At 64.1% G+C, this 13918-nt stretch carries 14 protein-coding genes; 7 read left to right on the plus strand and 7 right to left on the minus strand.

The genetic code is table 11. The annotated features are described in order from the left end of the window. Nucleotides 1-24: 24 nt before the first annotated feature. Together GH659_RS12045 and GH659_RS12050 are read left to right on the plus strand one after the other, a co-directional pair. On the plus strand, nucleotides 25-2616 hold the full coding sequence (locus GH659_RS12045; RefSeq protein ID WP_246167833.1) for a sensor histidine kinase: 2592 nt from the start codon (nucleotides 25-27) through the stop codon (nucleotides 2614-2616). Further along, nucleotides 2613-2996, plus strand: a complete 384-nt coding sequence (locus tag GH659_RS12050) for a response regulator (protein ID WP_153111677.1) — start codon at nucleotides 2613-2615, stop codon at nucleotides 2994-2996. The genes GH659_RS12045 and GH659_RS12050 overlap by 4 nt, the downstream gene beginning before the upstream one ends. Before the next feature lie 18 nt (nucleotides 2997-3014). Here the strand turns inward: GH659_RS12050 and GH659_RS12055 are convergent, their stop codons facing one another. From GH659_RS12055 to GH659_RS12080, 6 genes are all read right to left on the minus strand, one after another. Then, on the minus strand, nucleotides 3015-3230 hold the full coding sequence (locus GH659_RS12055) for a DUF3820 family protein (RefSeq protein WP_153111679.1): 216 nt from the start codon (nucleotides 3228-3230) through the stop codon (nucleotides 3015-3017). Nucleotides 3231-3244: 14 nt separating this feature from the next. Continuing rightward, a complete protein-coding gene (locus GH659_RS12060) occupies nucleotides 3245-3754 on the minus strand; it encodes an ankyrin repeat domain-containing protein (protein WP_153111681.1) in 510 nt (169 codons plus the stop codon). Between the two features lie 63 nt (nucleotides 3755-3817). Next, nucleotides 3818-5431, minus strand: coding sequence for an NAD(P)/FAD-dependent oxidoreductase (locus GH659_RS12065; RefSeq protein ID WP_153111683.1), 1614 nt, complete (start codon nucleotides 5429-5431; stop codon nucleotides 3818-3820). Beyond that, entirely contained in the window at nucleotides 5428-6081 is a 654-nt protein-coding gene (locus tag GH659_RS12070; protein WP_153111684.1) for a class II aldolase/adducin family protein, read from the minus strand. Before GH659_RS12070 ends, GH659_RS12065 begins: the two co-directional genes overlap by 4 nt. Beyond that, nucleotides 6074-7159, minus strand: a complete 1086-nt coding sequence (mtnA, locus tag GH659_RS12075; protein WP_153111686.1) for an S-methyl-5-thioribose-1-phosphate isomerase — start codon at nucleotides 7157-7159, stop codon at nucleotides 6074-6076. Before mtnA ends, GH659_RS12070 begins: the two co-directional genes overlap by 8 nt. A gap of 30 nt (nucleotides 7160-7189) precedes the next feature. Then, the gene (locus tag GH659_RS12080) at nucleotides 7190-7921 is read right to left on the minus strand and encodes a flagellar brake protein (RefSeq protein WP_153111687.1); all 732 of its coding nucleotides are present in this window, start codon (nucleotides 7919-7921) and stop codon (nucleotides 7190-7192) included. Nucleotides 7922-8064: 143 nt separating this feature from the next. Here GH659_RS12080 and GH659_RS12085 point away from each other — a divergent pair, with 143 nt between their 5' ends. From GH659_RS12085 to GH659_RS12100, 4 genes are all read left to right on the plus strand, one after another. Further along, nucleotides 8065-9255 carry a pyridoxal phosphate-dependent aminotransferase gene (locus tag GH659_RS12085; protein WP_425499995.1) on the plus strand — a complete coding sequence of 397 codons (1191 nt, stop codon included), beginning with the start codon at nucleotides 8065-8067 and terminating at the stop codon, nucleotides 9253-9255. Nucleotides 9256-9312: 57 nt separating this feature from the next. After that, nucleotides 9313-9744, plus strand: coding sequence for a large conductance mechanosensitive channel protein MscL (mscL, locus tag GH659_RS12090; RefSeq protein WP_153111689.1), 432 nt, complete (start codon nucleotides 9313-9315; stop codon nucleotides 9742-9744). 106 nt (nucleotides 9745-9850) lie between these two features. Further along, nucleotides 9851-10225 carry a carbonic anhydrase family protein gene (locus GH659_RS15165; protein WP_211364225.1) on the plus strand — a complete coding sequence of 125 codons (375 nt, stop codon included), beginning with the start codon at nucleotides 9851-9853 and terminating at the stop codon, nucleotides 10223-10225. After that, the gene (locus GH659_RS12100; protein ID WP_153111691.1) at nucleotides 10173-10832 is read left to right on the plus strand and encodes an HAD family hydrolase; all 660 of its coding nucleotides are present in this window, start codon (nucleotides 10173-10175) and stop codon (nucleotides 10830-10832) included. Before GH659_RS15165 ends, GH659_RS12100 begins: the two co-directional genes overlap by 53 nt. Before the next feature lie 144 nt (nucleotides 10833-10976). Here the strand turns inward: GH659_RS12100 and glnE are convergent, their stop codons facing one another. Then, entirely contained in the window at nucleotides 10977-13700 is a 2724-nt protein-coding gene (gene glnE, locus GH659_RS12105; protein WP_153111693.1) for a bifunctional [glutamate--ammonia ligase]-adenylyl-L-tyrosine phosphorylase/[glutamate--ammonia-ligase] adenylyltransferase, read from the minus strand. On the opposite strand from glnE, the gene GH659_RS12110 reads away from it, so the two are divergent. Beyond that, a complete protein-coding gene (locus GH659_RS12110) occupies nucleotides 13699-13848 on the plus strand; it encodes a hypothetical protein (protein ID WP_153111694.1) in 150 nt (49 codons plus the stop codon). The genes glnE and GH659_RS12110 overlap by 2 nt on opposite strands. Nucleotides 13849-13918: the final 70 nt, after the last annotated feature.

Raw genomic sequence — 13918 nt, forward strand, 5'->3', positions numbered from 1 at the left:
TAAATCTCAAAAAAGGCGGGGGCGATGCTGGGGGGCGGGCTGTTCCGGCGGTTTTTCGACACGATGGGGATTCGCGGCAAGTTGATCGTTATTTTCGTGGCGATCAAAGTTGTGCCGCTTGTCTTGCTTGCCGGATATGCGTGGCAGTCGGCCCGCAATCTGGGGGCGGGCGTGTCTGCGCAAGGCGTCGAGATGGCCGATGCGATGCGCGAGGCGCAGCGCAAGACCGGAAAAATGGCGGTCGACGACGCCGTCCGCGCGCTCGACGAGCGTTCGCGCGAGGCGATTGAAGCGTTGACGACGAGCCTCGCCCGGCAGGTGGCCGATTTCCTTTACGAGCGGGATCGGGATGTATTGGCGGCGGCCAATCTCGCTCCGTCGGAGGCGGAATACCGCCGCTTCATGGCGAGCCACGTCCGTTCGCTCTACGTGCATGGCAAGTACGCTCCCTCTCCTGACGGCAAGGGATGGCAGCCAGAGTCACCTTTCGCGGCCGAGAACCCGGTTCGCCCGCCGTTGCCGGACAACGCCAAGGACTTCCATGCGCGCTCTCCGGAAAACTACGGTGCACGCGTATTGGCGCCGCTGTTTCTCGAAATGACCTTTGTCGATCCGGGCGGCCAGGAAAAGGTGAAGGTGCAGAACGGCGATCTCCTCAAGCCGGGCTTGCGCAACATCAGCCGGCGCGAGAATACGTTCATCAAGGCGGAAAACTACTGGCCGGCTCTGACGAAACTGAAGCCCGGCGAGATCTACGTTTCCGAAGTGATCGGCCCGTACGTCCGCACCGACTGGATCGGCCCCTACACGAAGGCCAAGGCAGACGAAATGGGGAGGCCGTTTGTGCCCGAGAATTCGGGGTATGCCGGTCTGGAAAATCCGCTTGGCAAAAGGTTTCGCGGCATCGCCCGCTGGGCGACGCCGGTTGCCAAGGAGGGAAAGATCATTGGCTACGTGACGCTCGCCCTTGACCATGCACATCTGATGGCCTTTACCAACGGCGTGCGGCCAACGCCGGAGCGCTTTGCGCCGATTGCCGACCCCGGTTCGGGCAACTACGCCTTCATCTGGGATCATCAGAGCCGGGCGATCGCCCATCCGCGCGACTATTTCATCGCCGGCTACGATCCCGAAACCGGAGAGCCGGCACCGCCGTGGATGGACGAGCAGTTGTGGAACGAATGGAAGGCCAGCGGCCAGTCATGGGCGGCCTTTTCGCGCGGGATTCCGCCTTTCCGCGAGCAATCGCTCAAACGCAAGCCGTCGCCGGAGTCGAGCCGTTCCGGCAGCGTCGGACTCGATTGCCGCTATCTCAATCATTCGCCGCAATGCCATGGCTGGGACGCACTGACCGAACATGGCGGCTCGGGCTCCTTCGTGATCTTCTTTTCCGGTTTGTGGAAGCTGACGACGGCGGCGGCCATTCCGTACTACACGGGCGATTACGGAGCGAGCAAGCGCGGTTTCGGCTACGTCACAATCGGTGCCAACGTCGACGATTTCCATAAGGCGGCCAACGAATCGGGCAAGCGCATCGACGCCCTGATCGACGCCGCCGACGACAAACTCCGGCAGGAGCGCGAGGGGTTGCTTGACGCGATCGGCAGTCATTTGAGCGCAACGGCGATCGGTCTTGTCTCGTCGACGCTGGTGATGATCGCGCTCGTTATCGTTATCGCCATCTGGATGGCGAATGTGTTGACCGGGCGTATTACCCAAATGGATGGCGGCGTTCGGCGCTTCCGCGAGGGCGATCTCGGGCACCGGCTGCCGGTGCGCAGCCGTGACGAACTGGGCAACCTGGCGCGGGCCTTCAATTTGATGGCCGATGAAGTGCAGCATTCCTTCGCCCGCCTTGACGAGGCGAGAAAAGCCGCCGAGGCGGCCAACAGTCTGAAGGGCGAGTTTCTGGCCAACATGTCGCACGAACTGCGTACGCCGCTCAACGGCATTCTCGGCTTTGCCGAGTTGCTCGAAAACGAGCTCAAGGACCCCGAACAACAGGATTACGCGCGGCATATCCGGACGAGTGGCGAGCACTTGCTCGAATTGGTGACGGACGTGCTTGATCTGGCCAAGATCGAAGCCGGGCGGCTCGATTTCGATCCGGAGCCGTTCGATCTGCCGGACTTTCTGCGCGAAGTCGTTGCGCTGCAAAATGGCCATGCCCTGAAGAAAGGGCTGAGGCTTGAACTGGTGGCGGATGGCGTGCCGGCGCAAGTGTTTGCCGACCCGGTCCGCCTGCGTCAGGTGATGCACAATCTGCTCAGCAACGCGCTCAAATTCACAGCGCAAGGCGGCGTCACCGTGCGCGCATTCGGCGTGCCCGGCAACGGCGAAACGGACGGATCGGCGAACGGTTGTTCGCGCGTCCGCATCGAAGTGAGCGATACCGGTCCGGGAATCCGGTTGGAGGACCTGACGCTCATCTTCGAGAAATTCCGGCAGGGCGAGTCCTTCGCCACGCGCACCCACGACGGCACCGGCCTTGGGCTGACGCTGGCTAAGGAATTGGTCGAACACATGGACGGGGAAATCGGCGTCGAATCGATCGTGGGCGCCGGTTCCACCTTCTTCGTCATCCTGCCGGCACACGAGAGAGGTACTGAGAAATGACGAACGAGTCGATCAAGCGGGCCTTGGTGGTGGATGACATTCCGGTCAATAGCAAGCTGGCTGTGGCCCTTCTGGCAAAGCTTGGCTGGGAGGCGGCTTCCGTCGGCGGCGGAGTGAGTGCGCTCGACTGGCTGGCCAGTCATCCGCCCGTCGACCTCGTGCTGCTCGACATCAGCATGCCCGATCTCAACGGAGAGGAAGTCTGCCGTCGTCTGCGCGCGGATCCCGATTTCGCTGGCCTGGCCATCGTGGCCTACACCGCGCATGCGTTGTCGGCCGATGTGCAGCGTTTTCTGGCGCATGGCTTCGACGGCGTGCTGCTCAAGCCGGTCTCGCTGCAAGGTCTGCGCGACGTCATCGCGGCGCTCGAGCGCCGCTGATGAAGCAGGGCGGGAAATTTACCGCGCTTGGCGCAATGGGTCGAGCAGCGACGCGAGGCCGTTGTGGTCGAGTTCGTGCATCAACGCCAGCAGGCGGCCGAGCTCGCCGGGCGGGAAGCCTTCGCGGGCGAACCAGTTGAGGTAGTGGCCGGGAAGGTCGGCCAGCAGGCGTCCCTTGTATTTGCCGAACGGCATCGTGCGCGTCACGAGCAACTGGAGACTTTCAGTGTTCATCGGGCGACCTTGGACTATCGCGCTTGCTTCTTGCGCATGAGCCGATCAGCGAGTTGCATCTCGGTGTCGAGGATGTTGGTGTCGGTGCCATAGCAGCCGCCGTCAACGTTGATTTCTTCGATGACGGGGGGCGCGTCGCTATCCAGCTTGCTTCCCGGACCGAAATGTTGGGCGCGCCAGCGGGCCAGCATCAGTTCGCTTTCGCTGAGACCAGTGTCCGCGCCGGGCGGCACGACGGCGCCGTTCTCGATCAGCACCTTGATGACTTCCTGCCTTTTGCCGCGGATGGCCATCGACAGCGGCGAGGCGGCGACGCTGTTGTCGGGGAAGTTGACGTGGGCGCCACGCAGGATGAGTTCGCGCACGATCTCGCTATGGCCCATGAAGCACGCCATGGCGATGGGCAGGCCGGGATGGCCGCTTTCGTCATTCAGTTCGCTGCCGGCACCCGCGTCGAGCGCGGCGATGACTTCCGGTAGCTTGCCGGTGCGAATCGCCTTGAGAAGATCGGCGGGGGAGGACACAACATGACTCCAGTAGGACGGCGGGAAGGCCGAATTGTACCGAAAAAGGTCAACCGCCCGCCGTTACGGCGTTGCTTGGGTGATGCCAAGGGCCACCGCTTCTGCCACCCGGATGCCGTCGATTCCCGCGGAGAGAATGCCGCCCGCGTAGCCCGCGCCTTCGCCGGCCGGATAGAGCCCCTTCACGTTCAGGCTCTGCAAGTCCTCGCCCCGGGTGAGGCGCAACGGCGACGAGGTGCGCGTCTCGACGCCGGTCAGGACGGCATCGGTCAGCGCGAAGCCGCGAATCTGCCGGTCGAAAGCCGGAATCGCCTCGCGGATGGCGGCGATGGCAAAGTCCGGCAGAGCGGTCGCCAGATCGGTCAGGTGCACTCCGGGCTGGTAGGAGGGAGTCACCGCGCCGAGTTGCGTCGATGGGCGGCCGGCCAGGAAGTCGCCGACGAGCTGGCCCGGCGCTTCATACGTGCCGCCGCCGAGTTCGAAGGCGTGCGCTTCGAGCTGGCGCTGGAAGGCGATGCCGGCGAGCGGATTGTTCGTGCCGCCGAAGTCTTCCGGCGAGATATTGACGACGAGGCCGGCGTTGGCGTTGCGTTCGGCGCGCGAATACTGGCTCATGCCGTTGGTGACGACGCAGTTCGGTTCCGAGGTGGCGGCGACGACCTGTCCGCCCGGACACATGCAGAAGCTATACACGGCGCGCCCGTTGCTGGCGTGATAGACGAGCTTGTAATCGGCGGCGCCGAGCAGCGGGTTGCCGGCGTTCGGGCCGTGCCGCGCCTTGTCGATCAGCGTTTGCGGGTGCTCGATGCGAAAGCCGACGGCGAACGGCTTGGCCTCCATGAACACGCCGGCTTCATGCAGCATGGCGAAGGTATCGCGCGCGCTGTGGCCGAGCGCCAGCACGACGTGGTCGGTGGCAATCTGTTCGCCATTCGCCAGCGTGACGCCGCGCACGTGCCCCGCTTCGATCTGCAGTCCGGTGACGCGGCTTTCGAAACGGATTTCGCCGCCCAGCGATTCGATCTCGTGGCGCATGCGCTCGACCATGCTGACGAGGCGGAAGGTGCCGATGTGTGGATGCGCGAGGTAGAGAATTTCCTCCGGCGCGCCGGCTTTGACGAATTCGGTCAGCACCTTGCGCCCGAGAAAGCGCGGGTCTTTCACCTGACTGTACAGCTTGCCGTCGGAGAACGTACCGGCACCGCCTTCGCCGAACTGCACGTTCGATTCCGGATTGAGCTGGTTCTCGCGCCACAGCTTCCACGTGTCCTTGGTGCGCTCGCGCACCGCCTTGCCGCGTTCGAGCACGATCGGCTTGAAGCCCATCTGCGCCAGCACCAGCGCGGCGAAGATGCCGGCCGGGCCGAAGCCGACGACGACCGGGCGGATCTTGAGATTCGCCGGCGCCTGCGTGACGAAGTGGTAGCTCGTGTCCGGTGCCGGGCCGATTTTCGTGTCGTCGGCGAACTGGCGCAGCAGAGCCGATTCGTTATCGACCTCGACATCGATCGTGTAGATGAACAGCAGGGCCGATTTCTTGCGCGCGTCGTGGCTGCGCTTGAAGACGGTCAGCTGGCGGATGGCCTGTTCGGCGATGCCGAGGCGCTGGGCAACGGCGGCAGGCAAGGCCTCCGGCGCGTGGTCGAGCGGCAGGCGGAGTTCGTTGATGCGGATCATGATGTGGGGTCCTGTTGGCCGTAGCCGGCGAATTTCGCGAGCACGATGGCCATTTCTTCGTTGTCGAGCAGCACCGGCGCGCCGAGCTGGCAGGCGCGCCAGTACTGCTCGCAGAGTTCTTCGAGTTCGACGCCTAGCGCCAGCGCCTGTTCAAGGTCGTGCCCGAAGACGAGCAGACCGTGGTTGGCGAGCAGGCAGGCGCAGCGGTCGCGCAGCGCGGTGAGGGCGTGGTCGGAAAGCTCCTGCGTGCCGAACGTGGCGTAGTCGGCGCAGCGGATCGTGTCGCCGCCGAAGCGGGCGATCATGTAGTGAAAGGGCGGAATGTCGCGGCGCAGGCAGGCGAGGCTGGTGGCAAACGGCGCGTGTGCGTGCAGGATGGCGCCGGCGTCCGCGCGGGCGGCGTAGATGTCGTGGTGAAAGCGCCATTCGGAAGAAGGCTGGCGCGGGCCGACCGGCGTGCCGTCCATGCGCATGAAGACGATGTCGGCCGGCGTCAACGCTTCGTAGGCCATGCCGGTCGGCGTGATCAGGTAACCAGATTCGCCGTTTTCGATGGCACGCACGCTGACGTTGCCGGCGGTGCCGCGATTGAGCCCGGCCGGGGCCATGCGGCGGGCCGTGTCGATCAACTGCTGGCGAAGCTCAGGCATGGCCGGCTTCCGGGTACAGGTTGCGCAAACCGGCGTCGCTCGCCGGGCACGTGCCGCGTTCGGTAATGAGGGCGCTGACGAAGCGGGCCGGTGTGACATCGAACGCCGGGTTGGCGACCGCCTCCTCGGCCGGGAGTTGGCGAACCTGTCCGGCTGCACCGCTCCCGTCGACACCGTGCACAACGCGCACTTCATCGCCGTGGCGCTCCTCGATCGGGATCGCGTCGCCGCTCGGGCAGGCGAAGTCGATCGTCGAGCGCGGGGCGGCGACGTAGAAAGGCACGTTGGCTTCGCGGGCGGCGAGCGCTTTCAGGTAGGTGCCGACCTTGTTGGCGACGTCGCCGTTGGCGGCGATGCGGTCGGCGCCGACGATCACCGCGTCCACCTCGCCGCGCGCCAGCAGCAGTCCGGCGGCATTGTCGGCGATCAGCGTGTGCGGTACGCCATGCTGCTTGAGTTCCCACGCCGTCAGCAATCCCTGGTTGCGCGGCCGGGTTTCGGACACCCAGACGCGCACGTCGATGCCGGCATCGAAGGCGGCGTAGATTGGCGACAGCGCCGTGCCGTAATCGACCGTGGCCAGCCAGCCAGCGTTGCAGTGGGTCATCAGGTCGAGGCGGCCGCGCTTCTCGGCCAGCGGCCGCAACAGGGCCAGACCGTGTTCGCCGATGCGCCGGCATTGTTCGGCGTCTTCCTCGGTGATGGCGGCGGCTTCCTGCCAGGCGGCGGTGGCGCGCGCGCCGGTGGCCAGGGAAGCCAGGCGAGCCTGCATTCGTTGGAGCGCCCAGTGCAGATTGACGGCGGTCGGCCGGGTGGCGGCGAGTGTGGCGACGGCGGACGTCAGCGTCGCCTCGTCATCCTTTTTCATGAGCGCCAGCGCCAGTCCATAGGCGGCGGTGACGCCGATCAGCGGCGCGCCGCGCACCTGCATGCTGCGGATGGCGTGGGCGGCATCTTCGAGGCTGGCGAGGCGCAGCGTCCGGTAGGCGTGCGGTAGCGCCGTCTGGTCGATGATGTCGACGGCGCGGGTGTCGGCCGCCGGGCGGATGGTGCGGGTGGGGATGTTATTGACCTTCACGGGAGCTTCCGGTGGAACGTGGCGATGCGTTTAGTCGGCGGACAGGGCGCGGCGTTCGGCTTCGATGCGCGCCATGAAGCGCTGGATCAGCACTTCGCTTGCCGGGGTGAGATCGACAAACCGGCAGCCCATGTGCCAGAGCGGTTTGCCGGTGCGGCTTTCGATGTTGGTGACGTAGCGGATTTCGAGCGTGACGTTGAGAAAACCGCTCTCGCGCAGGTCGATCCGGCAGTTTTCGAGCTTTTCGAGCTGCTCGTAGCGCAGTTCCTGCGAGGTCAGAATGCCGATGCCGCCGATGGAAATGTCATGCAGGGCGTGCGATTCGTCGCCATTCTCGCGCGGGATGCGGCACATGTACGGCTTGGTGCTGGGTAACGGGCAGCGAAACATGTCGCGCCGCTGCAGGCGCAGCATGGCGGTGGGAATCGGCACGGCCAGCGTGCGCTCGCCGTTGAGTTTCACTTCCTGCCCGGCCTTGGCCGAAAACTGCAGGCGTATGCCATCGACGATGGCCACGAAGGTGCTCTGCTCGGCCTTGAGAAAGGCTTGGTTGATCTCGTTGCTGCCGCCGATGTCGAAGTAGAGCCGGTTGTTCTTTTCGGAAACGTCGAGGAGCACGGTCAGAAAGGTCTGGCGGCCTTCCTGAAAAATGACGGAGACACGCTCGCCGCGTTTGATCAGGGTCTTGAGTTGAAAAACGATCTCGCGCGGATTGCGCAGCGTGCAACGTTCGATTTCCTCGTCGGAGTAGGTGTTTTCCATGGTGTTGTATATCGGGTGCGGCCGGCTTTTCCTTAAGTTGCCGCAATGGTAATGGCGATGGGGCTCTTCCGCCAGTGCGGGGCACCACGGATGCGCTGGCGGATGCGTTGGCGTAGACAGCGCGCCGGCCTGGTACGATGATTATGGTATTCCCGTTCAACTTGCCGACTGCATTCATGATTCCGACCGCCGTTGCCATCGATTCCAAGCTCCCCTGGGTGGGGACGACGATTTTCACCGTCATGTCCAAACTGGCCGCCGACTGCGGCGCGATCAACCTGTCGCAGGGATTCCCCGATTTTCAGGCCGACCCGTCGCTGTTCGAGGCGACCATGCGTGCCATGAGCGAGGGGCGCAACCAGTATGCGCCGATGACCGGGATGCCCGAACTGCGCCACGCCATTTCCGGCAAGGTCGAGGCGCTGTATGGCGTGCATTACGATGCCGAGACCGAGGTCACGGTAACGGCCGGGGCGACGCAGGCGCTGATGACTTCGATTGCCGCCTTTGTGCGCACGGGCGACGAAGTCATCGTCTTTGCGCCGTTCTACGACAGCTATGTGCCGTCGATCGAAACGGTGGGCGGCAAGGCGGTGTATGCCCGGCTCAATTTTCCCGACTACACGCCGGACTGGGAGCACGCGCGCTCGCTGATCACGCCGCGCACGCGCATGATCATCGTCAACTCGCCGCACAACCCGACCGGCAGCCTGCTCGGTGCGAACGACCTCGACGCTCTGGCTGAACTGACGCGCAATACCGATATCGTGGTCCTGTCCGACGAAGTGTATGAACACATCGTCTTCGACGGCGCCCAGCACCGCAGCGTGGCTGCGCATCCGGAGCTGGCCGCGCGCAGCCTCGTCGTCTCTTCGTTCGGCAAGACCTACCACATCACCGGCTGGAAGATCGGCTACGTGCTGGCTGGCGCCGAGCTGATGACCGAATTCCGCAAGGTGCATCAGTTCAACGTGTTCTCGGTCAATACGCCGTGCCAACTCGGCATTGCCGAGTACATGCGCGATGCTTCCCGTCATCTCGGACTGGGCGCGTTCTACGAGCGCAAGCGCGATTTCTTCCGCGCCCAGTTGCAGGGTTCCCGCTTCGAGTTGCTGCCGTGCCGCGGCACCTATTTCCAGCTGGCGCGCTACGACGCGATCTCGGATTTGCCCGACCGCGCGTTCGCCGAATGGCTGACGCGCGAGATTGGGGTGGCGGCGATCCCGGTCTCGGTCTTTTACGAGAACGGGCGTGATCACCGGGTGATTCGTTTCTGTTTTGCCAAGCAGGAGTCGACGCTGGCGGCAGCCGGCGAGAAGCTGCGGCGGGTTTGAATGTTTGAATCCGCCGTTTTTAGTTGTCGGTAGTTTTCAATCCACAAGGAGAAAAACATGAGCCTCGTTACGGAATTCAGGGAATTTGCCATTAAGGGTAACGTCATGGATCTCGCGGTCGGCGTGATCATCGGTGGCGCCTTCGGCAAGATCGTCGATTCGGTCGTCGGTGATTTGATCATGCCTTTCATCGCCTGGATCATGGGCGGCAAGCTCGACTTCTCCGGGCTCTTTTTCGTGCTCGGCGATGTGCCGCCGGGTACGGCGATGACCCTTGATGCACTCAAGAAAGCGCAGGTGCCGGTGTTCGCCTACGGCAATTTCATCACGATCCTCGTCAATTTCATCATTCTGGCCTTCATCATCTTCATGATGATCAAACAGATGAACCGCTTGCGCAAAGAGGCGCCCGCCGCCCCGGCGCCCGAGCCGGTGACGCCGGAAGATGTTCTGCTGTTGCGCGAGATCCGCGACAGTCTGAAGAAGTAACGAGGCCGGTCCTGGCTTTCTCTGGCCGCTGGTTCCCCGTTCGCGGGGAGCCGCGCACCCAAAGAGAGCCCGGAGGCCTGGCCGGGGCCACTCGCGGTTGGCGGGGATGCCGGCCGAGCAGTCGTACTATTCCTTCGTCGGTTCGCTGACCACGCCGCCGTGTTCGGAAGGCGTGCAATGGCAAGTGCTGAAGACGCCAGTCGTTATCTCCAAGGCGCAGTTGAAGGCGTTCCAGAAGCTTTACCCGATGAATGCACCGTCCGGTGCAGCCGCTCAACGGCCGCAAGGTCGAGGCCAGCTAAGCGTTTGCTTGGCGTTTGGCAGCGAAAAAGATCGAATGGCCAGTTCCGACTGGCCATTTTTTCAGGCATTCTTTGCTGCTTTGGTTCCGCCGTGGCGCCGAAAGAATGAGAAAAGAGGAGAGTGCGATGACGCACGACATCGCCGCCGTGATCTTCGATTGCGACGGTACGCTGGTTGATAGCGAGACACCGGGACTCGACGTCCTGCATGCCGAAGCCGTCAAAATCGGGGCAGCGATTGAGCGCGATGAGATCCATGCCCGCTTCCGTGGCAAACGCATGATGTGGTGCGCCGGGGTCGTTGGCGAGCGTCTGGCGAACAAGCCGAACGATTTTGAGGACGGCTTTACCAAGCAGGTGCGTGCCGCTATGACGGTGCGTTTTCGGGAGGGGCTTGATCCGCTGCCCGGCGCTTTCGACTTGCTACGGCGTTTGCAGATTCCCTTTTGCGTGGCGTCGAACGGCCCGCGCGAAAAGATGGAATTGACGCTCGGCCAGTGCGGCCTGTGGCCGCTGGTCAGCGACCGAATTTTCAGCGCCTACGAGGTCGGCAGCTTCAAGCCCGATCCGGGGCTTTTTTTGCACGCAGCGGCGGCGCTCGGCGTCGAACCGGCCCGCTGCGCCGTCATCGAAGACAGCCTGCCCGGCGTGCAGGCCGGCTTGGCGGCCGGGATGCAGGTCTTCTCATTGCATCCGCAACCGGGCCTGCCGGCCGAATTGGCGGACCGTGTCCGCTTCATCGACAGCCTCGTCGAACTCGACCGCCTGCTGCACGGCCAGGCGTGATCTGACGGTTTTCCCGCGGTTTTTTCACCACCAAGTCACCAAGAACACCAAGTTTCACCAAGAAAAACGCCGCAAGTTTTTTTGCTTTTCTTGGTGCTTCTTTGTGCCCTTGGTGACTTGGTGGTTCGCTTTTTTGACGGTTGCCTACCCAAGAACAGCCGCCCACAGCGCCTTGACCGCTTCGATGCGGCGGGCGTGTTCGGCGCGGTCGACGCGGGCGCCGCTGATGCCGTCGAGGCGGAAGGCGTGTTGCAGGCGGCGGTATTCGCGGTAGGTGTCGCGCACCGGGTCGGCCAGCTCGTGCGAAATGAGCCCGAGGTCGGCGGCGATGCCGAGCAGCGCGATGTTGCCGAGATTGCCGCACAGTTCCGCGTGGGCGTGGGCGTAGCCGAGAATCAGGTACTGGACGATGAACTCGACGTCGATCAGGCCGCCCGGGTCCTGCTTGATGTCGAACACGTCCTCGCTGTGCGAGGCGTGCGCGTCGAGCATGCGCTGGCGCATGGCCAGCACTTCTTCTCTGAGCTTGGCCAGATCGCGCGGCTGGCGCAGGATCTCGACGCGGATTTCCTCGAAGCGTTTGCCGAGCTCGGCATCGCCGGCGCAGAAGCGGGCGCGGGTCAGCGCCTGATGCTCCCAGACCCAGGCTTTTTCCAGCTGGTACTCGCGGAAGGCTTCGACCGGATTGACCAGCATGCCGGCGTCGCCGTTCGGGCGCAGACGGTAGTCGGTCTCGAACAGCATGCCGGCCGAGGTCTGGGTGCCGAGCCAGGTGCTCAGGCGCTGGCTGAGCCGGGAATAGAGCTCGCCGGCGCTTGATTCCGGATCGTTGTGCACGAAGACAAGGTCGAGGTCGGAGCCGTAGGCGAGTTCCTTGCCGCCGAGCTTGCCGTAGGCGATGACGGCGAATTTCGGCGGCTGCTCGGGGTGCGGGTGGCGCTCCTTGATCTTGCTCCAGCACAGGTCGAGCGTCGTCTGCACGACGATGTCGGCCAGTTGTGTCAGGTGGTCGGCGAGGCGTTCGACGGTTTGCATCCCCGCGATGTCCTGCGCCAGCAGGCGGAAAACCTGCGCGTGGTAGGCCTCGCGCATGACGTCCATTTCGCGCTCGGTCTCACCGTCTTCGTCGCGCAGGCGGCGCAGCAGGTTGGTGCGGAAATCCTGCCAGTCGGTGGCGATTTCGTAGAGGCGCGGATCGAGCACCTCATCGAGCAGGATCGGGTGGCGCGTCAGGAAGTTGGCGGCCCATACCGAGCTGCCGATGATCTCGGCCACTTTTCTGAGCGCTTGCGGGTATTGCTGTAACAGGGCCAGATAAGCGCCGCGGCGGCTGATCGTCTCGAAGAAGTCGAGACCGCGCTGCCAGGTGGCGTCGGGATGCTGCGTCGCGGCGGCCGCTTCGATCAGGCGCGGCGCGATGGTGTCGAGCCGCTCGCGGTTTTGCGTTGGCAGTTGCTGGTACTTGGCCCCTTCGCGGAAGCTGTGCAGCCGGTCGAGCGCGCTCTTCGCGTGCTGAAAACCGAGGTTGCCGAGCACTTCGAGCGCGTCGTCGCGTTCGAGCTGTTCCATCCACAGGCCGGCGAGCGCGTGCGTGCCTTCCTCCGGGTCGGAAAAGATCTGGCCGAAGTGGAAGGCGACGCGCTGGCGGTGGCCGTTGAGCACGTCGAGCATCGCCGGCCAGTCGGCAAAGCCCATCGAAACGGCGATTTGCAGGCGCTCATTCGCGCCGGTTGGCAACATGTGGGTTTGCGCGTCATTCACGTACTGCAGCCGATGTTCGAGTGTGCGCAAGAAGGCATAGGCATCGGTGAGTTCGCGCCGCGTTTCTTCGGGCAGCAGGCGCAGATTGACGAGCAGCGCAAGCACCTTGAGCGTTGGCCGGATCTGCAGCGCCGGATCGCCGCCGCCGCGAATCAACTGGAAGACCTGCGCCATGAACTCGATCTCGCGGATGCCGCCCGGGCCGAGCTTGATGTGGTCGGCCATGTCCTTGCGCGCCACTTCGCGGCGGATTTGCGTGTGCAGGTCGCGCATGGCGTTGATCGCGCCAAAATCCAGATACTTGCGGAAGACGAACGGCCGCGCCACTTTTTCGAGGGCGGTTTTCCATTCCGGTTGCAGGTTGTCGCCCTCGTTCATCACCCGCGCCTTGATCCAGGCGTAACGTTCCCATTCGCGGCCTTGCGCGATCAGGTAGTTTTCGAGCGAGACGATCGAGCAGACGAGCGGGCCCGAGTCGCCGTTCGGGCGCAGCCGCATGTCGACGCGGAACACCTGGCCGTCGCCGGTGATTTCGCCGATGGCCGCGATCAGACGTTTGCCGAGGCGGGTGAAGAATTCGTAAGCCTCGATCTTGCGCCCGCTCTGCGGCCCGCCGGCCGTCTCGCCTTCCTGCGGGTAGATGAAGATGTAATCGACGTCGGATGAGACATTGAGTTCGCGTCCGCCGAGCTTGCCCATGCCGACGACGAGCAGGCGCTGCGGCCGGCCCTGCCAGTCGAGCGGTTCGCCGAACTGGGCGGCGAGCTGGCGGTGCAGGAAGTCGAGCGCGAAGTTGGTCGTGATGTCGGCGAGCAGCGTCATTGTCTCGACGACTTCTTCGAGCGGCGCCTGGCCGCCGATGTCGCGCACGATGAGCGCCGCCATGACGCGCTGGCGCAGCTGGCGCAGGGCGCGTTTGAGCGCGTCCTCGTCGGACGGGGCGAGGACGGCGAGAAAATCGCGCATCCGCTGGCCGTCGATGGCGCTGCCGGCGTGTTCCTTGAGCCAGTCGACGATGGCCGGATAGGCGGCGAGTTGCTGGCGCAGGAAGTGGCTGTGCGCCAGTGCGGGTTGCCACGTAGCGGGGTAGGAGAGAGGTTCGGTCATGATGTTTTCGGTCGTCGGGGATATGAAGGCGCTGTGGCAGGGCTTGGCGTGTTCGGTGATTTCGGCGCGTCATGCGGGCGGTCGCGGCGGGAACTACCCATCGCTGGCCGGACCAAATGGACTTGAGCGTCCGCCGAATAGCCGTTAGCCGTTACAATTGGCGCCTTTGCTGGGCGCCGCAACCGGTTCGCGGGAGTTCCGCCATTTTAGTGAGGCTT

The sequence above is a fragment of the Propionivibrio limicola genome, from assembly GCF_009469695.1.
GTDB classification, from domain to species: Bacteria; Pseudomonadota; Gammaproteobacteria; order Burkholderiales; family Rhodocyclaceae; genus Propionivibrio; species Propionivibrio limicola.

Coding starts and splice junctions, on each gene's coding strand:
- GH659_RS12100 (WP_153111691.1), top strand. CDS start 10,173: ATGACGCACGACATCGCCGCCGTGATCTTCGATTGCGACGGTACGCTG.
- GH659_RS12070 (WP_153111684.1), bottom strand. CDS start 6,081: ATGCCTGAGCTTCGCCAGCAGTTGATCGACACGGCCCGCCGCATGGCC.
- glnE (WP_153111693.1), bottom strand. CDS start 13,700: ATGACCGAACCTCTCTCCTACCCCGCTACGTGGCAACCCGCACTGGCG.
- GH659_RS12045 (WP_246167833.1), top strand. CDS start 25: ATGCTGGGGGGCGGGCTGTTCCGGCGGTTTTTCGACACGATGGGGATT.
- GH659_RS12050 (WP_153111677.1), top strand. CDS start 2,613: ATGACGAACGAGTCGATCAAGCGGGCCTTGGTGGTGGATGACATTCCG.
- GH659_RS12080 (WP_153111687.1), bottom strand. CDS start 7,921: ATGGAAAACACCTACTCCGACGAGGAAATCGAACGTTGCACGCTGCGC.
- GH659_RS12065 (WP_153111683.1), bottom strand. CDS start 5,431: ATGATCCGCATCAACGAACTCCGCCTGCCGCTCGACCACGCGCCGGAG.
- GH659_RS12085 (WP_425499995.1), top strand. CDS start 8,065: ATGGTATTCCCGTTCAACTTGCCGACTGCATTCATGATTCCGACCGCC.
- mscL (WP_153111689.1), top strand. CDS start 9,313: ATGAGCCTCGTTACGGAATTCAGGGAATTTGCCATTAAGGGTAACGTC.
- GH659_RS12110 (WP_153111694.1), top strand. CDS start 13,699: ATGATGTTTTCGGTCGTCGGGGATATGAAGGCGCTGTGGCAGGGCTTG.
- GH659_RS12055 (WP_153111679.1), bottom strand. CDS start 3,230: ATGAACACTGAAAGTCTCCAGTTGCTCGTGACGCGCACGATGCCGTTC.
- GH659_RS15165 (WP_211364225.1), top strand. CDS start 9,851: ATGCCGGCCGAGCAGTCGTACTATTCCTTCGTCGGTTCGCTGACCACG.